Origin of the sequence: Flavobacterium sp. K5-23 (assembly GCF_023278045.1) — a bacterium.
GTDB lineage: Bacteria > Bacteroidota > Bacteroidia > Flavobacteriales > Flavobacteriaceae > Flavobacterium.
The window spans coordinates 2197335-2220806 of sequence record NZ_CP056783.1; the positions used below are offsets into that span (position 1 = coordinate 2197335).

Sequence of the window (23472 nt, forward strand, 5' to 3'; positions counted from 1 at the left end):
CTAAAAAATGACAAAATTAACCAGAAGAGAATTTATTAAAAGAGGAATATTTGCTTCAATAGGGTTAATCCTTTTGGATTCCATTTGGTTTGAGAAATATGTTATTGACTGGAATTATTTTGATATTTCAAAGTCGGATGAAAACAAAATAAAAATCATTCAAATTTCAGATTTACATTTTGACCAATTAAGATATTTTCACAAATCAATTGCCAAAAAAATCAACTCCATCAAGCCGGACTTAATTTTCATTACTGGTGATTCAGTTGACCAAACAGAAAAAATAGACGCACTGAATGAATTCCTCGAATTAGTTAATCCTTCTATTCAAAAGTATGCGATAACAGGAAATTGGGAATATTGGGGGAATGTTGATTTGACAAAACTCAAAAACGTTTTTCATAAAAATAATTGTGAGCTGTTAATAAACGAGAATAGAACAATATCAATAAGGGACCGCGAAATATCAATAATAGGAATTGACGATTTTGTTGGCGGAAATGCTGATTTTATTAAAGCAATAGAAAACTTAAAGCATACAGAAACTAATATTGTCTTATCTCATTGTCCAGAACATAGAGATATAATTACAAAACAAAAAGGTGATTTAGAGATTGATTTAGTTCTTTCAGGACATACACACGGAGGACAAATCACATTTTTGGGAATTGTTCCTTTCAAACCCAAAGGAAGCGGAAATTACTTGAAAGGCTGGTATAAAGAATCAGAACCTAAAATGTATGTTTCAAAAGGAATAGGAACAAGTGTTTTACCAATCCGTTTTGGAGCAAGAGCCGAAATGGTTGAAATGGATATATAAAACTTAGATGTTTTTATTCAGTAACTTTGTAATACACGAGTAGTGGAGTAATTTTAACTAGAAAAACGCACATAAAAACCTAACAGTTATGGCAAAAAACAAGACCGCAGAAACCGAAGTTAATGTTATTGATTTCATCAACTCTTATGTGGATAATGATCAAAAAAAACCGACAGTTTTCGCTTAATTGAGTTAATGAGTGAATGGTCAGGATTTGAACCTAATATGTGGGGTCCCACTATTATTGGTTTTGGAAGTTATCATTACAAATATGCCAGTGGACATCAAGGAGACGCGCCACTTATTGGTTTCTCCCCTCGTAAAGCCGCATTCTCACTATACGTTTATTCCCCAACCGAAGAAAACAAGCATCAACTGGACGACTTGGGTAAGTATAAAATAGGTAAAGCTTGTATTTATATAAAAAAGCTGAGTGACATCAATATAGTGACTTTGAAGAAACTCTGTGACACAACGATTGCCTATCTCAATGAACATCACGAATGTGCGTGTAGAGATAAATAGAACACAGAAATAAACATCCACCAATAAATTACGGATAGAGGCTTTCTGCAAGGGAATCCTCTTTTTTTAGTTCTAATGGCGCTATATTAAATTTATTGCTTAATTTAGAGAGGTCAAAACCAAGTTCTTAACAAGTTGGTTGATGAGGTTAATTCATTCCAAAAAACAGTAGTATCAAAAAGAAAATCAAAAAAGTAAAAGGGAATATTCACGAAAGACTACATCGTGAGCCTTACTATAGCCACCCTAGATTGGATTTCATTCCTAACATTGTTATAAACCTGTTTAGTTTTGTAATTTCATTTGTTGTTGTTGCCGGTCTACTTTTCCTACTGCTTCGTTATTTTATAAATAGGTTTTATAATCTATAATTAATTACAGAATTTTCTATTTATCCCTGTACAGTAATTTTCGCTCTCAAAACAGGTAACGAGGATAGTTTCAGATGAATCGCACCATTCTTTATTGGACTCTCTTTTAATATGTTTTTAACATCAAGGCCACAATTTTCACATTCGTTAAGCATTTCCTTTTAAAACTGAAATTCCCAACACCAACAATAATCCCCATTGTAAATTAATTATTCGAAAAGAGATAATTATATTCTAAATATAATTGTCAGGATTGAATTGTTCCCTCGTCTAAACAAAGATGATTGGAGATTTTTATATTTATAAATACAAAAAAAAGACTGCAATCATTAACGTTTTAATTTTCAAGTCTGTATTTTTATGGCTTAAGAATTAAGTTAATCAATTATCTGAAACACAATGGAAAAAACATATTATGACCCTGCCGACCTTAAGAAATTTGGTAAAATATCCGAATGGAACGAAGCACTAGGCGATAAATTCTTTGATTATTATGGAAAAGTTTTCGAAGAAGGGAGTCTTACAGCTCGTGAAAAATCATTGATAGCCTTGGCGGTTTCTCATACTGTACAATGTCCATATTGCATCGATGCCTATACTGGTGATGGCTTGAAACGCGGAATTACCAAAGAAGAAATGATGGAAGCCGTTCACGTGGCTGCAGCCATTCGCGGAGGTGCCACACTGGTCCATAGTGTACAAATGATGAATAAATACGATAAATTATCAATGTAATTATTTTTAAATATTAATAAAATAAAGATGCTTTCAAAATCATTACACGCCAAACATAACGAACTTTCAAAAACCGAAAAGCAACTCGAAATTTTATCTAGTGGAATTTTTAAGGATGGAACGCTACCCACTTTTGCCAATAAAATAAAAGCAGCCGGTCAGTTTCCTTTACGTCCAAAAAAAATCGAAATTCTCCAACTTAATGTGGGTTATATGTGCAACCAAGTATGCGCACATTGCCACGTTGATGCGGGTCCGGATCGAAAAGAGATAATGACTGTCGAGACTATGCAGCAATGTCTGGATGTAATTAAAAATACTGGCGTTCATACTTTGGATTTAACGGGTGGCGCCCCTGAAATGAACCCAAATTTCAGATGGTTTGTAGAAGAAGCATCAAAACTGGGTGTTCAGGACTTTATTGTTCGATCGAATCTGACTATTATTTTGGCCAATAAAAAGTACCACGATTTGCCGGAGTTTTTTGCTAAACACAACATTCACGTCATTTCGTCTTTGCCTTATTACAAAAGAGAAAAAACCGACAAGCAACGTGGAGATGGCGTTTTTGATAAATCCATCAAAGCCTTGCAAATGCTAAACGAAGTGGGTTATGGAATGCCAAACAGCAATTTGAAACTCGATTTGGTCTACAATCCATCGGGCGCTTTTTTGCCAACAGACCAGAAAGCATTAGAAAATGATTTTAAGAAAGCCTTGAAAGAAGATTTCAATATCGATTTCAACTCCCTTTTTGCCATTACTAATTTGCCTATCAGTCGCTTTTTGGATTATTTGATTAATTCTGATAATTATGAGGATTATATGTATGCTTTAGTGGAAGCATTCAACCCCAAAGCGGTCGAAAATGTGATGTGTACTAATACCATATCCGTGAGTTATGACGGCTGGTTGTACGATTGTGATTTTAACCAAATGTTAGGCTTAAAAGTGGCTTCAGCAGAAAAGCACATTTCTCAATTTAATGAAGAAAGTTTGTCCAATAGAACGATTTTAATTTCGCAACATTGCTACGGATGTACCGCCGGTGCAGGAAGTAGCTGTCAAGGAACGGTGGCTTAAATAAATAATAATTTGGGCGTTCCCCCGAAAAAAAATCGGGGTCAGGCTTTTCGCTCCCGCTTTTTGTGCCGAAAAAATCGGCACAAAAGAGCTCCGCTTCAATCCTTAACGCAAAAGGGAAGTAGTTATAAATAACATTTCAAAAAAAAGATTCTACCTTCAACGGTGTGGGTTAGAAATGATATTAGAATCAGATCAGAGCGAAGTCTATGGAAAAGTAGATATAATTTAAAAAAATAACCATTAAGAAATTAAGCTTAATGAAACTTAATTTCTTAATGGTTAAATTGATTTTACTGAGTTATGAACGTTAAAATGAACCCACACAAAACGTGGCTAAACCAAAAAAAAATGAATAGTGAAACTATAAAAGAAACAGTAGATTTTTTAAAACATAAAGGCTTTCATAATCCTGAAATCGGAATTGTTCTGGGTACAGGATTAGGGCAATTAGTCAGTCATATCGATATAGCGCTAGAAGTTGATTATGCTGACATTCCAAATTTTCCTGTTTCTACGGTTGAATTCCATTCAGGAAAACTGATTTTTGGCACCCTGGAAAATAAAAAAGTGGTGGTGATGCAAGGGCGTTTTCATTTGTATGAAGGCTATTCTTTGCAAGAAGTCACGTTCCCCATCCGAATTTTAAAGGCATTGGGTATCCAAAAATTATTGGTATCAAACGCTGCTGGAGCCATTAATTTGAACTTCAAAAAAGGAGACATAATGTTGATTGAAGATCATATCAATTTGCAAGGCGGTTCACCATTGGCGTTCAAAAATGTTTCTGAATTTGGAGAACGATTCACTGATATGAGCGAACCGTACGATTTGAATATGAGACATTCGCTTATTGAAATTGCGAAGAATAATAATATTACGCTGCACAAAGGCGTTTACACGGCCGTTGTTGGTCCGCAACTGGAATCCAAAGCCGAATATCGTTATCTCAAAATCATTGGCGCTGACGCCGTAGGAATGAGTACGGTTCCTGAAGTGATTGTTGCTAATCATTTGAGTTTGCCGGTTATTGCCGTTTCTGTTTTGACAGATGAATGCAATCCTGATGATTTGAAACCGGTGAATATTGCCGAAATTATTGCCATAGCCGGTCAGGCAGAAACTAAGATGATTACTTTATTTAAAGAATTAATAAAACTATAGTTATGAGTTATTTAGACGCAACCAACGATTTATATAAAAATGCAGCACTAACTCCTGATGTGGGTTTATGTTGCACCACAACACCCATTTGGAAATTCCCCGGACTTGAAATTCCTATGATAATGCAAGAAATGAATTATGGTTGTGGTAGCACTATTTCTGCACAAGATTTAATTAATAACCCAAAGGTTTTGTATGTGGGTGTAGGTGGCGGAATGGAGTTGTTACAATTCTCTTATTTTTCACGTCAAAAAGGAGGTGTAATAGGAGTTGATGTAGTTGATGAAATGCTGGAAGCTTCCCGCAAAAATTTCATCCTTGCCGAAGAACAAAACGAATGGTTTCAAAAAGATTTTATCGAACTAAAAAAAGGCGATGCTTTAAATCTTCCCATAGAAGATGAAAGTATTGATATAGCGGCTCAAAACTGTCTTTTTAATATTTTTAAAGCAGAAGACTTAAAGAAAGCACTGCAAGAAATGTATCGTGTGCTAAAACCTCACGGGCGCCTGGTAATGAGTGATCCCACTTGTGAACAACCTATGAATGAGACGTTGCGAAATGATGATCATTTGCGTGCCTTGTGCTTGAGTGGTAGCATTCCAATAGCCGATTATATAAAAGCGCTGACGGATGTTGGTTTTGGAACTATTGAAATTCGTGGTCGTCGTCCGTATCGAATTCTAGATCCAGAAAATTACCCAACCGATGAGCTTATTTTTATCGAAAGTATCGAAGTTTGCGCCATCAAAGACCCAATGCCTGCTGACGGACCTTGTGTCTTTACAGGTAAAGCGGCTATTTTTTACGGTAAGGAAGCTAGTTTTGATGATAAAAACGGACATTTTTTAATGAAAAACCAACCCCTAGCGGTTTGCGATAAAACGGCAGCCGCATTGGCAAACCTTGGTAGAAAAGATGTTTTCATAAGCGAAAGCACTTTCCATTATAATGGCGGAGGCTGTTGTTAGAATAAGTTTTACCTGTTTTTGGAATTGTACGCAGTAAAACTATAACAAAGCAAGTATTTGGACTAGTTATAATATCTTATTTATTCATTGTTAATAATGATTTTTTTAAATAGAAAAATATTGAAATCCTGATTATGAAATCCTAACAAAACTTTAGGATTTGTTTAAAAACCAAATCTAGAAATCAGACGTATATTACTGTAACATTAACTATTGCATTGAACCTATCTTAAGATAGTTCTATTGACCAATGTGAAATGGGAAATAAATAGCTTTGATAAGAACAAATATAACAACAGATGAAAATTAAATTTGCAAGTTTCGTAATTGTGTTGTTTACAATTTTTAGTTGTAACGCACAGACAAATAAATTATCCTTAGAACCTAAAAAAGGAAAAGCAATCGCTGTTTTTGCCGAAGGTTGTTTTTGGTGCGCTGAACACGTTTTTGAATCTGTTGTTGGTGTAAATGAAGCAGTATCCGGTTATTCTGGAGGGACAACTAAAAACCCTACCTATGAGCAAGTAAGCTCTCATAAAACTGGTTACGCGGAAGCAGTAGCGGTTTATTACGATCCCAAAATAATTTCTTATAAGGAATTGGTTGACGTGTTTTTCGCATCACAAGACCCAACGACTCCTAACCAGCAAGGACCTGATAAAGGTTCGTCATACCGTTCGATTGCCTTTTATAAAAATGCAGCAGAGAAGAAAGTTATTTTGGATAAAATAAAAGAGCTTACTGATATTAAAGTGTTCCCTAATCCAATAGTTACTGAAGTGAAGCCTATTGCAGATTTTTATGAAGCTGAGGAATACCACCAAAATTATGTGAAAAGAAATCCAAATCAATCGTATGTGAAAGCGGTTTCAATACCTAGATATAATCTGTTTAAAAAAACATATAAAGGGAAGTTAAAATCTAAATTGTAAAGTAATGAAAACCAACTATCAAATTCTGACATTACCATTTGTAGTATTTACTTTTATGGCCTGTATGCAAGCCGGGAAAAGTAACAAGGACATTGTTAGTACTTCTACATTACAGCAACCAAAATTATCACTTAATGATACTTCATTAGTTAAAGTAATAAAGACGGATGCCGAATGGAAGAAGGAATTGACCAATGATCAATACTATATTTTGCGTAAAAAAGGCACAGAATCTCCTTTTCAAAATGAATTTAATGATAACCATAAAAAAGGAAATTATTTTTGTGCTGCTTGTAAACTGCCTTTATTTTCTTCTAAGACAAAATTTAATTCGGGAACAGGATGGCCTAGTTTTTATGATGTAATAAACCAAAATCGCGTTAAAGAAGTGGTGGATAAAAGTCTGGGAATGGTGCGTGGCGAAATTGTTTGTGCCCGTTGTGATGGTCATTTGGGGCATTTGTTTGACGATGGTCCTAATCCTACTGGTTTGCGCTATTGTATGAATTCTGCAGCTATGTTATTTCAGGAATCGAAATAAAAAACGCGAATAGATTTCCCCCAGACGGTAATACTAAGTAATGGTTGATTTTAAAAACATTAACTGATTGCATTTGGATTTTGGCAAAAATTCACCGGTTTTTTGGTTTTGGCAAATTCGTATCCGTCTTTCCACCATTGAGTCATTTGTTCCGAATCGAAGATAAGGGGGTTATCGGTTAAGTGAGTAGGAACATAATAGAAGTTGATGTTTATTTCTTGTTTTAAGCCCACAAGTTTTGCAATAATTACATCCTTATTACTGTTTTGCCGATTCATAAATTTGAAAGTTCTAAATAGCAGTGAAAAAGGATTTTTAATTATGGGTAGGTTTGATTTCCCGCTTTCACTTTCTAAAATAATAACATCAATGTCACAAGCTCCGTTTTCGATAGCAGTCATAATGGGTACAAAACTACCAAAACCACCATCAGCATACTGGAAATTATTTTTTTTGAGTATACTCATAAACGGGGTGAAATTGCAGGAAGCCCAAGCCCAATCACAAAAATCATCATAACTGCATTCATTTGACTTGAAATATTCTACGGTATCCATTGTAAGATTTGAAACTGCCAAAATTACTTTTTTGTTTCTTTTTTTTAGGGTCTGAAACTCCTTTGGAGTAACGCTTTCTTTAATTAGTTTTCTAAGATTGTCGCTTTCCCCAAAAGTGGCACAACCTTTTATAAATGTTATCACTGAGTTAAAGTGATTGATTTTTGTTTCAAAACCCTTTTTGGTTTTCTTTATTTTAAATGGATTAATACTGAAAATGTCATTTTGGGTAACTGAAGTATAGATTTTCTTGATTTTATTAATCTTTCCTAAAGCCAGGTGCGGCAGTAATAAACCTCCCGTAGAACAACCCACAAATAATTCATAGTCATTACAGCAATCTTTTATAAGGTATTCAGCAACACCGCCAGCAAAGGCTCCTTTACTACCACCTGCTGAAATAACTAATGCTTTCATATTTACGGAATTTAAGTTAGTATAAAGTTAACTGATTAGATTTTAATGAATTGATAGTTAGCGGGTTATTTTATTTTTAACCCAATTGTACTTCCCTGATATAGGTTGACCACAAAAGTCAAGTTATATGAATGCAAATTTAAAAGAAATTAGGAAACTCCGAGTTTATTCGGAAGAGTTTAAAAAAGGAATCGTAAGTTTTTACGAAAGCGGGAAGTATAGTGTTCTGCAATTAGAACGACTTTACGGAGTAAATAACGTTACAATCTACAATTGGATTTATAAATTTTCTACTTTTAATGAAAAAGGAATTAGAGTTGTAGAAATGAAAGATAGTAACATTGATAAGCTAAAACAGTTAGAACTCAAGATAAAAGAACTTGAACAAGCGGTTGGTCAGAAGCAAATAAAAATTGATTATCTCGAAAAGATGATTGATATAGCTAAAGATGAATTTAATATCGACATAAAAAAAAACTCCAACACCCCACAATCAGCTGGTTCGTTGAGAACCAGAAAGTAATAAGTTTTTCTTTAAATCAGCTTTACGAAACACTTGAAATAAGCAAGCAAGCAGTTAATCAGTATTCAAAAAGACAGGTTGCTTTTGAAAGAAAGATAGAATGTCTGATTTTAGAAGCAGAGGAACTAAGGAAAGAACACCCTGGTTGTGGGGTTGAGAAAATGTATTATGCTTTGCGTCCTAATTTCATAGGAAGAGATAGATTTATCGATACGTTTATGGATTTAGGGTTCAGGATAAAAAGGCATAAAAATTACAGGAGAACAACGTTTTCTGTGAAAGTTTATTTTCCGAATCTAATAAAGTCAATGTCTGTATATGCTCCGTCGACGATTTGGCAATCGGATATAACTTATATTTATGTTGGAGAAAGATTTTATTACGCAGTGTTTATAATAGATGTTTATACAAAGAAAATCGTTGGACATCAACTATCTAATCATATGAGAGCTACTGCTAATTTAAGCGCAATGCAAATGGCATTAGAAAACAATCAAGCTCCAATGATACACCACTCTGATAGAGGTAGTCAGTATATTTACAATGAATATATAGCTCTTCTCAAAGTGAGTGGATGCGAAATCAGCATGGCATTGTCAGGACAAGACAATGCTTATGCAGAAAGGATTAACAGAACAATAAAAGAAGAGTATATAGACCATTGGAAACCTAAAACATTTGAACAATTAAAAAAGGATGTAGATAGAGCAGTTGAACATTATAATAATAAGAGACCTCATAACAACATAGGGAAATTAAGCCCTGTTGATTTTGAAAATAATTGGTTCAATAATCCTCTTTTTTCTAAGCCTATTATTACTATTTTTGACAATGATAAATTAATAGAAATCGGTCAACTTTAATTAGGGACGTGCAATCAGGGAATTAAAGGTTCAAATATACCGTTAGGGGTTAAATATCGGTAGAAAACTCAGGGTATTAAAGGTTTTAGTATACCGTTAGGGGTTAAATATCGGTAGAAAACTCAGGGTATTAAAGGTTTTAGTATACCGTTAGGTATTAAATATCGGTAGAAAACTCAGGGAATTAAAGGTTCTAGTATACCGTTAGGTATTAAACATCGGTAGAAAACATTTAATTCGAACGAATTTAGCGTGCCGTAGGTACGCCACATCATCGTTTTGTATATTCCCTACGGCACGCTAATATCTACAACCCTTATTACTATTATTAGTAAATCATAATGTTTGTGAAACCAATTTATTGGTCTATCCCCTTCTTTTTTTTCTATATTTCTATGTGGTTAAATTTTATTTTTATTCATTCAAGATTTTTAATTAAGCACAACTTATTCGATAATTTAGTTTGTCAATCTGTAAATAGGATATTGCAAATGTGCCTTTTCGTAATAAACCGAATTTTTATAAATCCAATCCAATTGTTTTTCTGGACTTTTTTCAAAAGCGGAATCACTTGTTTTCTTTTGTTCTAATGCTGCTTTTAGCTTTGGTTCGTCTTTTAATAATTGAGCTGCAGTGTCTTCAAAGACATAATCCGAGTAACCTTCTTTTTGCTGTAGCATAGTATCGAAAAAATTCCAATTGAAAAAAGAGTCCATTCCTTCCGGTTCAAGAGTTTCCAATAGGTATTTAACCCCTTTTTGTTGTGTTGAAACAATATAATCTCCTTTGGCGAAAGCCTTATTTTCCTTTTTTGAAATTATTTTAGTGTTTCGATGGATGTAATGGCCTTCATAAGCGGATTCAGCTGTTTTATAATCCGTTATTCTGTAACTTTCGACTTCGATTATAGTATCGTTTTTTAGTTGCCTGTAAGCGATGTTATTGCTTTTTAGCAAATCCATCACATTCCAAAAAGCTTTTGGGATAATATAAGCTTCTGGGATGATTACTTCCTTTACTGATTTGTATTCTTTTAAATAAGGAATGTCTTTTTTGAAAGGTTTTTTTCGGTCATAATACAAACGATTTCCTGTGGTAGCATCACTTTTTTTATGTCCTGCTTCAAATCCAAGAAATGAAAACGGTGTAACCTTTGTAGTGTCAATTTCCCATTTCAGGGTATATGATTTTTTAGGTTTATAAAGTGATTCGTTTTCTAATCGCATCGCTTTTATCTTTTTATAATTGGAATCCGTAATTGTAATTGTAGCCATCGTATAGTCATAAGTAGCTTTCACACGATCAGCATATTTTTTAAGCATGTGCGTTTCAACAACAAAACCTATGGTATTGAATAGGGAAGTGTAACCTGTTGAATACCTCGGACTGTCAAAAAACTGTGCAAATCCACTGTCAGGAGTTTCACTAAAAGCATTTACATAAGGGGTGGTTTCTATTTTTTTCTTTTGTAAATTACTAACAATCGCTGGCATTATTTCAGTATTCATATAATCACCTAAAATCGTTCCCAGTTTGTTATGTTGTGTCATTATATAAGTCAATTTGTACTGATAATCAGAACCATTGCTGACGTGATTATCAATAAAAACATCAGGATTGAGTTTATGGAAAATTGCTGCAAAGCTTTTCATGTTTCGGGTGTCTGATTTTATGAAATCCCGATTCAAATCATAATTTCTTCCGTTACCTCGAAAGCCATATACTTCTGGTCCGTCCTGATTTGCTCTTGAATTTGAATTTCGGTTTAAAGCCCCACCAATATTATAAACGGGTATGGTGACGATTACCGTGTTTTTTGGGATTTGAATCTTCCCTAAAGCTAAATCTCGAAACAATTGCATCGTGGCATCAATACCATCGGGTTCTCCTGCATGAATACCGTTATTTATTAAAAGTACCGCCTTGTTCTTCTGGATTTCATCAAAATTAAAATCCTTTTCGGGGTTGAAAACTACTATGTGTAATGGTTCTCCACTATCTGTCAATCCCATTTCCTGAATTTTTATCGTTGGGAAATCCTGGGCTAAAAGGGTGTAGTACGCTATAGTTTCGGTATAATTAGCCGATTGGTTTCCATTTCCTTTTTCGAAATAAGTGGTGTATTTTGTGTCTTTTTGAGCGAAAATTGTCAAGGTGAAAAATAGAAAAACAACAGCGAAGAATCTCATATTCAGTTTTTTTTGGTGTAAACCAAAAGTACTGTTTTTTTAACATTATTATAAAATGGAATTTTTATGAACGTATTTATAAAAATGGAAATTTCGACAGAATTCTAAAAACTGAAAACAGAACACTTTTTTTAAGTACTTTTGCAAAATGAATAAGAAACACCATTCCAACAATATACTTTTAAATTTAGGCATCGAAAGTCTAAACGAAATGCAGGAAGTAGCACAAGATGCTATTTTAAATGATAATAATGTATTACTGCTTTCTCCGACAGGTTCGGGGAAAACATTGGCTTTTTTATTGCCAATATTAGAAATGTTACAACCCGAAATTCTATCGGTTCAATGTTTAATTCTAGTTCCGTCAAGAGAATTAGGGTTGCAAATTGAGCAAGTATGGAAAAAAATGGGTACTGATTATAAAGTAAATGTTTGTTACGGAGGTCACTCGATTGACACTGAAATAAAAAATTTAAGCAATCCTCCAGCCGTTTTAATAGGAACGCCAGGAAGAATCGCGGATCATATTGACAGAGGAACTTTCCGTGTTGATAAAATCCAGACTTTAATCCTTGATGAATTTGACAAATCATTGCAATTGGGTTTCCATGAGCAAATGTCATTTATCATTGGAAAACTAACCAAACTAAACAAACGTGTTTTGGTTTCGGCAACTTCAGATATCGAAATTCCAAGATATACTAGAGTTGTTAATCCTACTATTCTGGACTTTATTCCGGAACACGAGGAAGAAACAAATCTTTCTATGAAAATGGTTGTTTCTAAAGAGAAGGACAAAATAGGAAGTTTGTTTAACTTGATATGTTCTTTAAAATCAGAGTCGGCTATTGTTTTTTGTAATCACCGTGATGCGGCTGAACGTATTAGCGATACCCTAAACGAAAAAGGAATTTATTCTACGTATTACCATGGTGGTATGGATCAGGATGAAAGAGAACGCGCATTAATTCAATTCCGTAACGGAAGTGTGAGTTATTTAATCACAACTGATTTAGCTGCTCGTGGACTTGATATTCCTGAGATGAATCACGTTATTCATTACCATTTGCCGTCTAAAGAAGATGAGTTTACTCATAGAAACGGACGTACAGCACGTATGACTGCTTCAGGAACTGCTTATGTAATTGCACATGAATCAGAAAAAAAAGCGGATTACATCAATTACGGAATGGACGTTTTTACTGTTGAAAATGCAACTACATTACCAAAACCACCACAATTCCAAACAATTTACATCAGTGGTGGAAAGAAAAATAAATTGAATAAAATTGATATCGTAGGTTTCTTTTCTCAAAAAGGAAAACTGGAAAAAGGCGATTTAGGATTAATCGAAGTGAAAGATTTTATCTCTTTTGCAGCAGTGAAATTCAATAAAGTGAAAGACTTATTGCACAACATCAAAGATGAAAAGATGAAGGGTAAAAAGTTCAAAATCGAGGTTGCCAGAAAAGTGATTAAGAAAGAAGAGGAATAGAGAACAGTGAATCGTGAGAAGTGATCAGTTAAAAAAGTGGTCAGTGTTCAGTAATCAGTGATCAGTTTGAAGAGGTGTTCATAGGTTCATTTATATAAATAAAAAAAACGTTAACAGTAAATATTTTTACCGTTAACGTTTTTTTTTAATTTAAAGGTGTTGTTTATAGTAAAAATATTAATCTTGATATTTGTATCCGATTCACTTCTCACTTCTCACGATTCACTAAAAAACAAACTACAGTTTCTTCACGTAATGTGTTATGATTACAATAGTTTGTCCATCAACTTTTCCTTCTATATATTCGGCGTTTTCATGGTCTAGTCTGATGTTACGAACAGATGTTCCTTGTTTAGCCACCATACTAGATCCTTTTACTTTCAAATCTTTTATTAGTACAACTGAATCTCCTACTTCTAGAATTACTCCGTTTACGTCTCTGTGGATAACTTTATTCTCATCTTCTTCTCCTTCTCCAGTTGCTTGTGCCCATGCTAAAGTGTCTTCGTCAAAATACATTTGATCGATTAATTCTTGTGGCCAACCTGCAGAACGCAAACGACTCAACATTCTCCAAGACACTACTTGTACTGCTGTATGCTCGCTCCACATACTGTCGTTAAGACATCTCCAATGGTTTAGATCTTCGTGACCCGGGTTTTCAATTTGGTCGATACAGGTACTGCAAGCCATAATCGCTTCGTCAATTCCACCTTTTTTAGTTGGTAGCACTTCATATACTTTTAGGTTTTCAGTAGCTGCACATAGTTCACATTTTGAACCACTTCGTTTGTTTAATTCTCTATCTATACTCATTTTATTGGCTTTTATATTGATTTGGCGAAAATACGGCTATTATGTACTTTCTACAAGTTATTTTGATTGGTATTCAGTGATCAGTGATCAGTGTTCAGTAATCGACTACTTTTTTACACGAACTGCTTTTGGAACTAGCATTTGATATTCTCCGCCATTACGAATAACGTCCCTTACAATACTTGAACTGATATATGAGGTGCTAGCTGCAGTTAACAGGAAGACCGTTTCTATTTTAGATAAATGTCGGTTAGTGTGGGCGATTGCTTTTTCGAATTCAAAATCGGCAGGATTACGCAAACCACGAAGAATAAAATCGGCTTTTATTTTATGGCATAAATCAATGGTTAAACCTTCGTAAGTGATTACAGTTACCTTAGGTTCGTTCTTGAAAGTTTCCTCGATAAATCGTTTTCTTTCCTCTAATGGAAACATGTATTTTTTTTCGGCATTGACACCTATGGCAATAACAACTTCATCAAATAGAGAAATACCTCTTTTAATAATGTCTTCATGACCTAATGTAATAGGATCAAAGGAACCTGGAAATATGGCTTTTTTCATTTTTTAAAAGTTTCAAGTTTTAGGTTTCAAGTTAAAACTTGAAAATCACAATGTTTTTATATTTAATTACTAGGTAATTTTTATAAAGATAACTCTATAGCATTAGTAAACAAATCTTCCAATGAAATTCCGGCAGCGGCAGCTTGTTGCGGAATCAAACTTTCGGTTGTGAGTCCCGGAATGGTATTCATTTCCAGCATAAATGGTTCGTCGTTGACTAATATAAATTCAGAACGTGAGAAACCTTTCATTCTCAGAATTTCATAAGCACGCTTTGCTATCGCACTTACTTTTAGAGTCATTTCGTCAGAGATTCGGGCAGGTGTTATTTCCTGTGATTTACCAAGGTATTTAGCCTCGTAGTCAAAGAAATCATTTTCAGAAACGATCTCAGTAATAGGTAAAACGGTTACTTTGCCTTTATAATTGATGACACCTACAGATACCTCAGTTCCGTCTAGAAAACTTTCAATGATGATTTCGTTATCTTCTTTATAAGCCACTTCGATTGCAATAGGCAATTCGGCTGCAGTTTTTACTTTTGATATTCCGAAACTGGAACCCGCTTTATTTGGCTTTACAAAACAAGGTAATCCAACTTTATTAATGATCTCCTCAGCATTAATAACATCTCCTTTGTTTAGATAATAGGAAGTAGCACTTTTTATTCCGTATGGTTTTAAAACGGATAACAAATCTCTTTTATTGAAAGTTAGTGCAGCTTGATAATAATCGCAAGAAGTTTGAGGGATTTCCAATAATTCAAAATAGGCTTGCATCAATCCGTCTTCGCCCGGAGTACCGTGTATGGCATTGAAAATACAATCAAATTTGATTTTATTTCCGTTTATCGTTGTTGAAAAATCATTTTTATCAATTGGGAATTCAGCTTCTGATTCGTCTACATATACCCATTTTTCTTTGAAAACATGAATGCGAAAAGCGTTATATTTAGTTTTGTCAAGATTTTGATACACGACGTTTCCGCTCATAAGTGAGATTTTATATTCGCTGGAATAGCCGCCCATGATAATGGCAATGTTCTTCATTTTAATTTGTTTAAAGTTTCAGGTTTAAAGTTTTAATTTTAAACACAGATTGTTTTTTTGATTCCGATTGATTTTTAGCCCCGATAGCAGCGGCATCCTTTTTATAAAGCTTCATGCCTTTTGCTGGCTGGAAGCTTTATAAAAAGATATAGCGTATAGCGGGAAATTGCTTCTAAAAACCTTAAAACAAAATTATCATTTTTTATTGAAACGAAATAGCTTTATCTTTGCGACAAATAAAAATAATTTTATGAGTTTACGTAAGTATCTTAGTAGCCGAGTATTTCTTGGGCAAATGTTTTTAGCACTTTTAATGGTTGCCATTATTGGGTATTTTTTTATGCATTGGTTGACATTTACAACTGATCATGGGAATGAAATTACGGTGCCTAATTTGAGTAAACTAACAGAGGATCAGGTAGAAGAGAAGTTAGACGAGTTAGATTTAGACTATGTCCTATTAGACAGTGTTGACTATAGAGGAGATTATCCTAAATACAGTGTTGTACTGCAAGATCCTTTACCGGGTGCGAAAGTTAAGGTAGGGAGAAAGGTGTATATCAAGATAAACAGCTCCGGATTTTCATCAGTGAAAGTTCCAGATTTAATTGAAAAATCATACCGTGAGGCGGTTCCAACATTAAAAGCACTTGGTCTTGAAGAAGGATCGATTACTTATATTCCGAATTTAGGGAAAGATGTTGTACTGGAAATGAGATACAAAGGAAGAAATATTAAAGCAGGGGATAGGGTGTTGAAATCATCTAAGATAGATTTAGTCCTAGGCGATGGAAAAGCAAGTTATGAAGAGGGTATTATCAATGATAACCTAGAAACACCAATAGAAGAATTACCAAATGAACAATAATAACGATACGTTAGAATTAGAAGACGAATTATACGAGCATTTTAAATTTGAAGTTCCAAAAGGACAAACCTCTTTGAGAATTGATAAGTATTTAATGGGGCTAATTCAAAATGCAACTCGAAATAAAATACAAATTGCCGCTACTGAAGGGAATATATTTGTAAACGACGCTACAGTAAAATCAAACTACAAGGTTAAAGCTTTTGATGTAGTGCGTGTGATGTTGACGCATCCTCCATATGAAAATCATATAGTACCTGAGAATATTCCGTTAAACATTGTCTATGAAGACGATGCTTTATTGTTAATCAATAAAGTGCCAGGAATGGTTGTTCATCCAGGACACGGTAATTATACAGGAACTCTTGTACATGCATTAGCTTATCATTTTGATAATTTGCCAATGAATAGTAGTGAACGTCCAGGTTTAGTTCACCGTATTGACAAAGACACTTCAGGTTTATTAGTTGTTGCCAAAACAGAGGCAGCGATGACTCACCTAGCAAAACAATTTGAAGCTAAATCATCAGAGAGAGAATATGTTGCTCTTGTATGGGGTAATGTAGAAAATGAAAAAGGGACAATCGAAGGAAACTTAGCGCGTCACCTAAAAGATCGCATGCAAATGGCGGTTTTTGCTGATCCTGAAATTGGGAAACCAGCTGTTACCCACTATAAAGTATTAGAGCGTTTTGGTTATGTAACTTTGATTTCGTGCCAACTGGAAACAGGAAGAACACACCAGATTAGAGCGCATTTAAAACACATAGGACATCCTTTGTTTAATGACGAACGTTATGGTGGTCATTTAATTTTAAAAGGAACTACGTTTACTAAATACAAACAATTTATAGACAACTGTTTTAAAATATTACCAAGACAGGCTTTGCACGCTAAGACTTTAGGCTTTGTGCATCCTACAACTGGTGAGTTGAAACGTTTTGATACAGAACTCCCACAAGATTTTCATGATTGTATTGAGAAATGGAGAAATTATTCGAAATCTCATAATACTGACGAAGAAGTAGAGAAGTAAAATATTGAAAGCCCCGTTTGGGGCTTTTTTTTATGGTTTTAAAGATGATTGTTTGTAGAACAAGATTCTTATTTGGTTTCGATTTCAATGATTTTTTTTCCGAAATCACCTAAATAGTGAGTCAATATTTTTTCATATACTTTATACCCATCATCTACATTAGTAAAAATCAGTAACCCTTTTTTTGTTTTTGGAAAGATAAAAACAATGGTTTGGACTCCTTTGTCTGCACCACCGTGAGACAAAGCATAATCTCCATTATCAAAATCATAAATTTCAAAACCAAGCCCAAAATGTTTTCCGTTTTTTGTAGCTACTTGATTCGTGATCATATCATCAAATACTTTTTTTGACAAGCCTTCTTTGTTCATTATACTTACTAAAAAAGTTCCATAGTCTTCTATAGTTGTAAGTAAATCATCGGCTGCATTGGCTTTTTTATTTTTTACGGTTTCGTATGCTTCTCCTTTGGGATTATATCCAAGAGCTACTCTTTTTTCATCTGTTTTTTTGTCCCAAAAGAATTGGGTATCGGTCATTTGTAAAGGTTCAAATATAAGTTCCTTTGCTAATTGGTCCAGCGTTTTACGAAATTTACGTTCTAATGCTTCTCTTAAATATTCAAAACCTTCACCTGAATAATGGTATTTCGTTCCAGGTTCAAATTCAAAATGCAGTTTTCCATCGGCATTATTTCCACGCCAATTAGTAAAACCAGTCTGATGGCTTAAAATGTGTCTTGTGGTCAGTTTTTTAAGGTAAGGATCATTAGCAAGATCTGGATCAATCCAATATTTGTAAACGGGTTCATCCAAGTTCCATTTTCCTAAGCTGACTAATTTTAACGTTACAATTGCAGTAATGGGTTTTGTCAAGGAAGCAACATTAAATAAGGTATTATAAGGGGCACTTATCCCTTTTTTTAGCTCTCCATAAACTTTAACTTGTTGCAGTTTACCATCGTTAATAACTCCAATTCCTAATGCAGGCACTTTATTTTCGGCTAGCCATTTTTCAATTTCGGTGTCATTATCAAAAAGAGTAGGCAGGTTTGCTAAGGTCCTTGTAGTTTGATGGTCATAACTTAAAGATTTTGTGAGTTTCCAATTCCCGTTTTCCAATAGCCAAACATGAGTAAATCTAGCTGTGCTTCCAAACACTTCTTTTCTACCTCCTATTGTTTCATAAAAACTATGAATTCCGTATTGTACTGCGCCATATAAAACTTTCTCTTTGTAAAGAGGATAAACTTCAGTTGATTGGGGTAATAATTCTCTTCTGGATTGAAAAGTGGTAGGTGATATGCATAAGCCGCTCCTTAGTTTGGTTATAAATTCTTTTTTGCTCGAAGTCCCGTCTTTATCATGGAAAAATTCAAATTTATCACTTAATAAATTTTCAAATTGACTTACGTCACAGGTGTTGAAACCCACATTAAAAAGCAAACTATCCTTTGCTATAATCGTTTTGTATAATTGGGATTCTTTTTGAATCTGGGAATATCCCATTTGTAAAGAGAAAAAAAGGATTCCAACAAAGAGTGTTTTTATGGAATGGATTGGGTGGTGTTTAAAATTCATTTTTTGATTGATTGATTGATTGATTGAAATTATTTTATTGGGCAATATTAAGAGTATTAGTAATTACTAAATTGTAAAAAAGCGAAAATCACCGTTTCTCTGAAAGAATAAATGAATTTGGATCGAATTTTTTTGGACTCATCTTGATCATCTCTTGAAATGTTTTATTAAAATGTGATTGGTCAAAGTAGTCATTATCAAGTGCTATAGCAGTTAAGTTATTCTTTTCATTTCCTGTTTCAACCATAGTGTCAATGGTTTTTCGGAGTTTGAGGATTTTAATATAATTCTTGATGGTTAGTCCTGTTGCTTTTTTGAACTTTATTTGTAATGTTCTTTGAGAAGTTTTTAAAAAAGAGGTAATTTCAGAAACACTTATGTCTTCAGGATGTTGTTTTATACAATCACACAGCTGCTCTACTAGAGTTTTTGAGGGTTGTATTTTGTTTAAATCCCCAAAGTTTTCATTGATAAATAGTAGTACTGACTCCGTATTGGTAAATAAATTAGGATCTATTTCTCCTTTAAAAGGCAAGTCATTTTGATTCATTTCAACAATAGTATCTATAAAATCACTTAAATCATAGTTGGGAAACATTGATACAGTCCAAGCGTGTAGCTGCACTATAATGACTTTAGTGTTAGGCATAATGTCTACTGAAACCTTGCTTGTCATTTGGGAACAGAAATAAATCCCCGTATCCATCACGTACTGTTTTTTTTTAGTATGTACTTCTATGCCATTACCGCTTACTATGGCCAAATTGAAACAACCATTAGGTAAAATCAATTTGTTCTCAATTGGGTTTTGATTAGTACTATTGTCCAAAGCCCAAATCTTATTGACAAACCGTTCGCATTCCTTATTTACATAGTATTCTGAATAAAAGCTCATTAGTTTTAAAATTATGAGTGATATCGGCTTGGTTTTAATCAAGATATTTAGCCAAGTTAGGATTATTTTTCAGATAAGGGCAAAAAACAACCTCGAAAGCAATTGTATCCGAGGTTGTTTTTTAATGCGTGGTTTTAGATGGTAATGATTATCAAATTTCTCATTTTTTAGCTTTTTCGGACATGTATTTCATCATCCCGTCAAATTCAGTTTTAAACGCCTCTAAATCTGTTTCATTTCCTTGTAATATCATACTCCATTGTCTTGTTGCCGCACCGTGAGCAATTGCCTCCTGAATTTCTTCTTGGCTTGCACCAAAGGCTTTAGCTGATTCAGTATGGAAATAGATACAATAAGAACATGGGATTTGGGCAGCTACAGCAAGTTGTATCAACTCCCGATATTTTGGCGGGATCTTACTTGTAGGACCGTTCAGTTGCTTAAAGTTCTCCCAGGCACCTGCAAGTGCATGTTTAGGGTATACCTTAAATAAAGATGGGAATGTTCCAAATTGTTCTTGAATCTCCGTTTTCGCTTTTTCATACGCTTTGTTATCCTGGGCGAATAATGTCGAAGATATCAGAAAAGCGGTAATTAATAAACATACTTTTTTAATGATTGTTTTCATAGTAATAAATATTAGATTTTAAAAAATACACAGAATTTCACTTAACTTTTCAATTGGTTAAGTCGTGTTCTAGACGGGCTTGTTTGCTAGCACTAAGTTAAGGTATTATTTTTTTTAAATATCTGTATATAAATATGTTATGATTTTTTTATGGGAAACTTATTATCATAATACATCTTAATTAGAAAATCACTTATTCTATTGGTTTTTTCTTGAGTTTTGTAATATATAAGGGTGTATTTCATTTTTTTTGTTTTTACAAAAAAAAGTTTAATTTTCAATAGCGAATTCTTATAATTGTTATTTTTTTTGGACGGGATTTCTGAATTTATTGTATTTTTTTTCTTAAATAAATTTTAATTATTTTGTGATATAATGAAGATTATAGGTTTTTTTTTCCTTTCAACGATTATAATTTTTTTGGAAGAATTTTATCTTTATTATTGTGGGAGTTATTAAAATATATAAGGATGAAAGATATCTTTGATGCAGTATATAGAAAAAATTACCTTGATGGTTGTTCAAGTGGTTTGAATCCGTTTACACAACTACTCGATAACAATCCAACTGATGAAGCCTATAAGTCTGGATTTGTTTATGGAAGGTCAAAATATGAAAATATGAATGGAGCGATACAATTAGGAATACCTGAACGTATTGTTACTGATGATGTCTTAGAAGAATTTCTTATCGCAGGTATGTTTGGAATTGATATCGATGCTGATGGATATACCCCTTATCAGTTTAACATTATTGAAGAATGGTATAAAAACGGTATAGAATATTATGATCCAAATGAAAGCATGTACCTCTCGGCTATATTTCAAAGTAATGGAATAGTAGCAGTCTAAAGATTGTTTTTTTAGTATTTTTCACACGATCTATTTCGTACTTATTTTTTTATGGAATTATTTTAAATATAATACCCAACACCCAACACCCAACACCCAACACCCAAGTATACAAGTTGTACTTATTCTCTTGAAACAATAGTCCTGAAGGTTAGGTTTACTCGCGGTCTTGTAATTAATTTAGTAGGAGGTAAGCGATGTAACCAATGTGTTTGTGTTTCGTCCTTCATAACCAGTAAACTTCCGTTTTGTAATATTCTGCTAACTATTTCTTTTGTCTCTTTGTGTTTGAATGCAAATTTTCGTTCGGCACCAAAACTTACCGAAGCAATTGCTCCATTTTTTTTAAGATCTTTTTCTCCATCACTATGCCAGGCCATACCTTCACTACCGTTATGGTACAAATTTAACAAACAAGAATTATAGGTTTCTCCCGTGTTCTCTTCCACTAAAGTTTTTAGTTCAAGCAACTCTTTAGTCCATGCTAAGGCTTGCTTAGTAGTGTTAGAGTAGGTGTAATTATAGGATGAGTCACCATACCAAGCTACTTTTCGTTTGGTTTTAATAAGTTTACCAAAAATATTCGCCTCATCATTTTTCCAAGCAATATTTTCTAATAAAGTAGCCAAATAATTGTTGGCTTCATCGTTAGACAGTAGAGTTCCATAATAATTTACGGTACCGTCTTTGGGTAATAAGTTTATGTTTTTGTCTAGTTCTGTGCTGAATAAATCCATTTTGGCTTTGTTGTTTTCATACAATTGCAGCAAGGTCGGAAATAGTTTTTAAATGATTATATTCTGCTATAAAAAAGTATGACGAGTTTAACTATAATAGGATGGAAACTCAAAAGAATAACTGTTTCCTCGTAGGAAAACTAGCCCGTGGACAACTGACTCCGGAAAAAAAGCCAGTTTGGTTAAATAATAATCATAAGTTTTATTGCAATAATTAGTAATTACAAAAAGTGATGAAAAGGAGGTTAGATATAAATCGGTTATTCTGTTATTATCAATTGCAATCTTTTTATTAAAACTTTTGAAGTTTATTTTTATGTTTTTCTTTTTTAAATATAATAACTCTATTGCTGATAATGGGACCTTAGGGTTGCTTTGATAAAAATATATGGATTTAGAGACATCTATTAATATCCATTTTCGCAATTCTTTAGAATAAAATTCATTAAAGGAGTGTCCCCCTGCAATAGACGGTAGAGGAGAATCAATTTTTATTCCCCATTCTTTCACTTTTAAATCATTAATGACACAAAAATTATTAAAGACTTGAGCAAAGTCACTGCATACCCCGCCTTCACCTTGTGTCATTTTTCTTAATGCATATTCTGATGATTTTCCTATTCCGGGTCCTCCCTTGATATTATTTCTAAGCCAAACTGCTATTTTCTTGGCCTTTTTTAAATCACTAAACTCAATGTCTATTTTCTTGAAAATGATATTGTTGAATTTGTGAAATAAAACAGGGATATCTGTTTTTGGATTATTATCATTGTAACAAAAACATTCGATACGATTTAAAGATGTCCTTTTAGAGACTAATCTATATCGTATTTTGAACAAGAATGGATGCCGTCTTAAATACCAACTTAGAGCTCTTTTCATAAACAATATTTTAGGAGGTTCTTAAACTAAATATAATTTATTCAATTCAATATTGATTGTTATTACTGTCGTATGGTCTTATAAAAGCGTTGTAATGTAGTGGTTGTAAGAAAAATAAACTTTCAGGTATTGTGCATTGATGAAAAAAATATTTAATAAGGAATGATTTATTTATTAGATATAATATTAATGCATTGTTCTATTTTTTTTGCCAAAGTCTTTCATCTAAATAAACTCAACTACACTTTCAATGTTGTCATTTTTAGTTATCTAGAATTAAATATAGCTATCGATGTTTATTTGTTAATAATAAGTTAAACCAATGCTTATTTGTCAATTTGAATGCGTTAAAGGATATTTTTGAATCAAATAACTATTAA

The 23472-nt window shown here is 33.4% G+C and carries 24 protein-coding genes; 14 read left to right on the forward strand and 10 right to left on the reverse strand.

Annotated elements, in window-relative coordinates:
• Positions 1-7 precede the first annotated feature (7 nt).
• The 8 genes from FLAK523_RS09600 to msrB all read left to right on the forward strand — a co-directional run bounded on the left by FLAK523_RS09600 (position 8) and on the right by msrB (position 7142).
• Positions 8-820, forward strand: a complete 813-nt coding sequence (locus FLAK523_RS09600; RefSeq protein ID WP_248902898.1) for a metallophosphoesterase — start codon at positions 8-10, stop codon at positions 818-820.
• Between the two features lie 195 nt (positions 821-1015).
• Positions 1016-1345, forward strand: a complete 330-nt coding sequence (locus FLAK523_RS09605; protein WP_368670290.1) for a DUF1801 domain-containing protein — start codon at positions 1016-1018, stop codon at positions 1343-1345.
• Between the two features lie 770 nt (positions 1346-2115).
• The gene (locus tag FLAK523_RS09610; RefSeq protein ID WP_248902899.1) at positions 2116-2451 is read left to right on the forward strand and encodes an arsenosugar biosynthesis-associated peroxidase-like protein; all 336 of its coding nucleotides are present in this window, start codon (positions 2116-2118) and stop codon (positions 2449-2451) included.
• Positions 2452-2478: 27 nt separating this feature from the next.
• Complete coding sequence (arsS, locus tag FLAK523_RS09615; protein WP_248902900.1) at positions 2479-3534, forward strand: arsenosugar biosynthesis radical SAM (seleno)protein ArsS; 1056 nt, start codon at positions 2479-2481, stop codon at positions 3532-3534.
• Positions 3535-3885: 351 nt separating this feature from the next.
• Entirely contained in the window at positions 3886-4698 is an 813-nt protein-coding gene (locus tag FLAK523_RS09620; RefSeq protein WP_248902901.1) for a purine-nucleoside phosphorylase, read from the forward strand.
• A 2-nt stretch (positions 4699-4700) separates the two neighbouring features.
• Positions 4701-5669 (forward strand): arsenosugar biosynthesis arsenite methyltransferase ArsM, encoded by a 969-nt coding sequence (gene arsM, locus FLAK523_RS09625; protein WP_248902902.1) that lies wholly within the window; start codon positions 4701-4703, stop codon positions 5667-5669.
• 299 nt (positions 5670-5968) lie between these two features.
• On the forward strand, positions 5969-6601 hold the full coding sequence (msrA, locus tag FLAK523_RS09630; RefSeq protein WP_248902903.1) for a peptide-methionine (S)-S-oxide reductase MsrA: 633 nt from the start codon (positions 5969-5971) through the stop codon (positions 6599-6601).
• A 4-nt stretch (positions 6602-6605) separates the two neighbouring features.
• Positions 6606-7142, forward strand: a complete 537-nt coding sequence (gene msrB, locus FLAK523_RS09635; RefSeq protein ID WP_248902904.1) for a peptide-methionine (R)-S-oxide reductase MsrB — start codon at positions 6606-6608, stop codon at positions 7140-7142.
• A 59-nt stretch (positions 7143-7201) separates the two neighbouring features.
• Here msrB and FLAK523_RS09640 read toward each other — a convergent pair whose 3' ends face one another.
• A complete protein-coding gene (locus tag FLAK523_RS09640; protein WP_248902905.1) occupies positions 7202-8116 on the reverse strand; it encodes a patatin-like phospholipase family protein in 915 nt (304 codons plus the stop codon).
• Positions 8117-8243: 127 nt separating this feature from the next.
• Here FLAK523_RS09640 and FLAK523_RS09645 point away from each other — a divergent pair, with 127 nt between their 5' ends.
• Both FLAK523_RS09645 and FLAK523_RS09650 read left to right on the forward strand, forming a co-directional pair.
• Complete coding sequence (locus FLAK523_RS09645) at positions 8244-8639, forward strand: transposase (RefSeq protein WP_248902299.1); 396 nt, start codon at positions 8244-8246, stop codon at positions 8637-8639.
• A 38-nt stretch (positions 8640-8677) separates the two neighbouring features.
• On the forward strand, positions 8678-9502 hold the full coding sequence (locus FLAK523_RS09650; protein WP_248908062.1) for an IS3 family transposase: 825 nt from the start codon (positions 8678-8680) through the stop codon (positions 9500-9502).
• A 458-nt stretch (positions 9503-9960) separates the two neighbouring features.
• On the opposite strand, the gene FLAK523_RS09655 is transcribed toward FLAK523_RS09650, so the two are convergent.
• Positions 9961-11691 carry a M14 family metallopeptidase gene (locus tag FLAK523_RS09655; RefSeq protein WP_248902906.1) on the reverse strand — a complete coding sequence of 577 codons (1731 nt, stop codon included), beginning with the start codon at positions 11689-11691 and terminating at the stop codon, positions 9961-9963.
• Between the two features lie 148 nt (positions 11692-11839).
• On the opposite strand from FLAK523_RS09655, the gene FLAK523_RS09660 reads away from it, so the two are divergent.
• Positions 11840-13186 carry a DEAD/DEAH box helicase gene (locus FLAK523_RS09660; RefSeq protein ID WP_248902907.1) on the forward strand — a complete coding sequence of 449 codons (1347 nt, stop codon included), beginning with the start codon at positions 11840-11842 and terminating at the stop codon, positions 13184-13186.
• A gap of 237 nt (positions 13187-13423) precedes the next feature.
• Here the strand turns inward: FLAK523_RS09660 and FLAK523_RS09665 are convergent, their stop codons facing one another.
• The 3 genes from FLAK523_RS09665 to FLAK523_RS09675 all read right to left on the reverse strand — a co-directional run bounded on the left by FLAK523_RS09665 (position 13424) and on the right by FLAK523_RS09675 (position 15615).
• Entirely contained in the window at positions 13424-14002 is a 579-nt protein-coding gene (locus tag FLAK523_RS09665; RefSeq protein WP_248902908.1) for an alkylphosphonate utilization protein, read from the reverse strand.
• A 105-nt stretch (positions 14003-14107) separates the two neighbouring features.
• Positions 14108-14566, reverse strand: coding sequence for a pantetheine-phosphate adenylyltransferase (gene coaD / locus FLAK523_RS09670; RefSeq protein WP_248902909.1), 459 nt, complete (start codon positions 14564-14566; stop codon positions 14108-14110).
• Positions 14567-14646: 80 nt separating this feature from the next.
• Positions 14647-15615, reverse strand: coding sequence for a D-alanine--D-alanine ligase (locus FLAK523_RS09675; RefSeq protein ID WP_248902910.1), 969 nt, complete (start codon positions 15613-15615; stop codon positions 14647-14649).
• 250 nt (positions 15616-15865) lie between these two features.
• Between FLAK523_RS09675 and FLAK523_RS09680 the strand changes: the two genes are divergently transcribed.
• Both FLAK523_RS09680 and FLAK523_RS09685 read left to right on the forward strand, forming a co-directional pair.
• The gene (locus FLAK523_RS09680; protein ID WP_248902911.1) at positions 15866-16483 is read left to right on the forward strand and encodes a PASTA domain-containing protein; all 618 of its coding nucleotides are present in this window, start codon (positions 15866-15868) and stop codon (positions 16481-16483) included.
• On the forward strand, positions 16473-17519 hold the full coding sequence (locus FLAK523_RS09685) for an RluA family pseudouridine synthase (RefSeq protein WP_248902912.1): 1047 nt from the start codon (positions 16473-16475) through the stop codon (positions 17517-17519). The genes FLAK523_RS09680 and FLAK523_RS09685 overlap by 11 nt, the downstream gene beginning before the upstream one ends.
• 68 nt (positions 17520-17587) lie before the next feature.
• Here the strand turns inward: FLAK523_RS09685 and FLAK523_RS09690 are convergent, their stop codons facing one another.
• The 3 genes from FLAK523_RS09690 to FLAK523_RS09700 all read right to left on the reverse strand — a co-directional run bounded on the left by FLAK523_RS09690 (position 17588) and on the right by FLAK523_RS09700 (position 20622).
• Positions 17588-19099 (reverse strand): class A beta-lactamase-related serine hydrolase, encoded by a 1512-nt coding sequence (locus tag FLAK523_RS09690; RefSeq protein WP_248902913.1) that lies wholly within the window; start codon positions 19097-19099, stop codon positions 17588-17590.
• A gap of 88 nt (positions 19100-19187) precedes the next feature.
• Positions 19188-19994, reverse strand: coding sequence for an AraC family transcriptional regulator (locus FLAK523_RS09695; protein ID WP_248902914.1), 807 nt, complete (start codon positions 19992-19994; stop codon positions 19188-19190).
• 160 nt (positions 19995-20154) lie between these two features.
• The gene (locus FLAK523_RS09700; RefSeq protein WP_248902915.1) at positions 20155-20622 is read right to left on the reverse strand and encodes a carboxymuconolactone decarboxylase family protein; all 468 of its coding nucleotides are present in this window, start codon (positions 20620-20622) and stop codon (positions 20155-20157) included.
• A gap of 470 nt (positions 20623-21092) precedes the next feature.
• Here FLAK523_RS09700 and FLAK523_RS09705 point away from each other — a divergent pair, with 470 nt between their 5' ends.
• Positions 21093-21473, forward strand: coding sequence for a hypothetical protein (locus FLAK523_RS09705; protein WP_248902916.1), 381 nt, complete (start codon positions 21093-21095; stop codon positions 21471-21473).
• A 122-nt stretch (positions 21474-21595) separates the two neighbouring features.
• On the opposite strand, the gene FLAK523_RS09710 is transcribed toward FLAK523_RS09705, so the two are convergent.
• Together FLAK523_RS09710 and FLAK523_RS09715 are read right to left on the reverse strand one after the other, a co-directional pair.
• On the reverse strand, positions 21596-22210 hold the full coding sequence (locus tag FLAK523_RS09710; RefSeq protein WP_248902917.1) for an alpha-ketoglutarate-dependent dioxygenase AlkB: 615 nt from the start codon (positions 22208-22210) through the stop codon (positions 21596-21598).
• 87 nt (positions 22211-22297) lie between these two features.
• Positions 22298-23092: a transglutaminase-like domain-containing protein gene (locus tag FLAK523_RS09715; protein WP_248902918.1), complete on the reverse strand. Its 795-nt coding sequence runs from the start codon at positions 23090-23092 to the stop codon at positions 22298-22300.
• Positions 23093-23472: the final 380 nt, after the last annotated feature.

What these genes read in the sequence shown, in the direction of transcription:
- FLAK523_RS09600 (WP_248902898.1), top strand. Translation starts at nt 8, where the DNA reads ATGACAAAATTAACCAGAAGAGAATTTATTAAAAGAGGAATATTTGCT.
- FLAK523_RS09605 (WP_368670290.1), top strand. Translation starts at nt 1,016, where the DNA reads ATGAGTGAATGGTCAGGATTTGAACCTAATATGTGGGGTCCCACTATT.
- FLAK523_RS09610 (WP_248902899.1), top strand. Translation starts at nt 2,116, where the DNA reads ATGGAAAAAACATATTATGACCCTGCCGACCTTAAGAAATTTGGTAAA.
- arsS (WP_248902900.1), top strand. Translation starts at nt 2,479, where the DNA reads ATGCTTTCAAAATCATTACACGCCAAACATAACGAACTTTCAAAAACC.
- FLAK523_RS09620 (WP_248902901.1), top strand. Translation starts at nt 3,886, where the DNA reads ATGAATAGTGAAACTATAAAAGAAACAGTAGATTTTTTAAAACATAAA.
- arsM (WP_248902902.1), top strand. Translation starts at nt 4,701, where the DNA reads ATGAGTTATTTAGACGCAACCAACGATTTATATAAAAATGCAGCACTA.
- msrA (WP_248902903.1), top strand. Translation starts at nt 5,969, where the DNA reads ATGAAAATTAAATTTGCAAGTTTCGTAATTGTGTTGTTTACAATTTTT.
- msrB (WP_248902904.1), top strand. Translation starts at nt 6,606, where the DNA reads ATGAAAACCAACTATCAAATTCTGACATTACCATTTGTAGTATTTACT.
- FLAK523_RS09640 (WP_248902905.1), bottom strand. Translation starts at nt 8,116, where the DNA reads ATGAAAGCATTAGTTATTTCAGCAGGTGGTAGTAAAGGAGCCTTTGCT.
- FLAK523_RS09645 (WP_248902299.1), top strand. Translation starts at nt 8,244, where the DNA reads ATGAATGCAAATTTAAAAGAAATTAGGAAACTCCGAGTTTATTCGGAA.
- FLAK523_RS09655 (WP_248902906.1), bottom strand. Translation starts at nt 11,691, where the DNA reads ATGAGATTCTTCGCTGTTGTTTTTCTATTTTTCACCTTGACAATTTTC.
- FLAK523_RS09660 (WP_248902907.1), top strand. Translation starts at nt 11,840, where the DNA reads ATGAATAAGAAACACCATTCCAACAATATACTTTTAAATTTAGGCATC.
- FLAK523_RS09665 (WP_248902908.1), bottom strand. Translation starts at nt 14,002, where the DNA reads ATGAGTATAGATAGAGAATTAAACAAACGAAGTGGTTCAAAATGTGAA.
- coaD (WP_248902909.1), bottom strand. Translation starts at nt 14,566, where the DNA reads ATGAAAAAAGCCATATTTCCAGGTTCCTTTGATCCTATTACATTAGGT.
- FLAK523_RS09675 (WP_248902910.1), bottom strand. Translation starts at nt 15,615, where the DNA reads ATGAAGAACATTGCCATTATCATGGGCGGCTATTCCAGCGAATATAAA.
- FLAK523_RS09680 (WP_248902911.1), top strand. Translation starts at nt 15,866, where the DNA reads ATGAGTTTACGTAAGTATCTTAGTAGCCGAGTATTTCTTGGGCAAATG.
- FLAK523_RS09685 (WP_248902912.1), top strand. Translation starts at nt 16,473, where the DNA reads ATGAACAATAATAACGATACGTTAGAATTAGAAGACGAATTATACGAG.
- FLAK523_RS09690 (WP_248902913.1), bottom strand. Translation starts at nt 19,099, where the DNA reads ATGAATTTTAAACACCACCCAATCCATTCCATAAAAACACTCTTTGTT.
- FLAK523_RS09695 (WP_248902914.1), bottom strand. Translation starts at nt 19,994, where the DNA reads ATGAGCTTTTATTCAGAATACTATGTAAATAAGGAATGCGAACGGTTT.
- FLAK523_RS09700 (WP_248902915.1), bottom strand. Translation starts at nt 20,622, where the DNA reads ATGAAAACAATCATTAAAAAAGTATGTTTATTAATTACCGCTTTTCTG.
- FLAK523_RS09705 (WP_248902916.1), top strand. Translation starts at nt 21,093, where the DNA reads ATGAAAGATATCTTTGATGCAGTATATAGAAAAAATTACCTTGATGGT.
- FLAK523_RS09710 (WP_248902917.1), bottom strand. Translation starts at nt 22,210, where the DNA reads ATGGATTTATTCAGCACAGAACTAGACAAAAACATAAACTTATTACCC.
- FLAK523_RS09715 (WP_248902918.1), bottom strand. Translation starts at nt 23,092, where the DNA reads ATGAAAAGAGCTCTAAGTTGGTATTTAAGACGGCATCCATTCTTGTTC.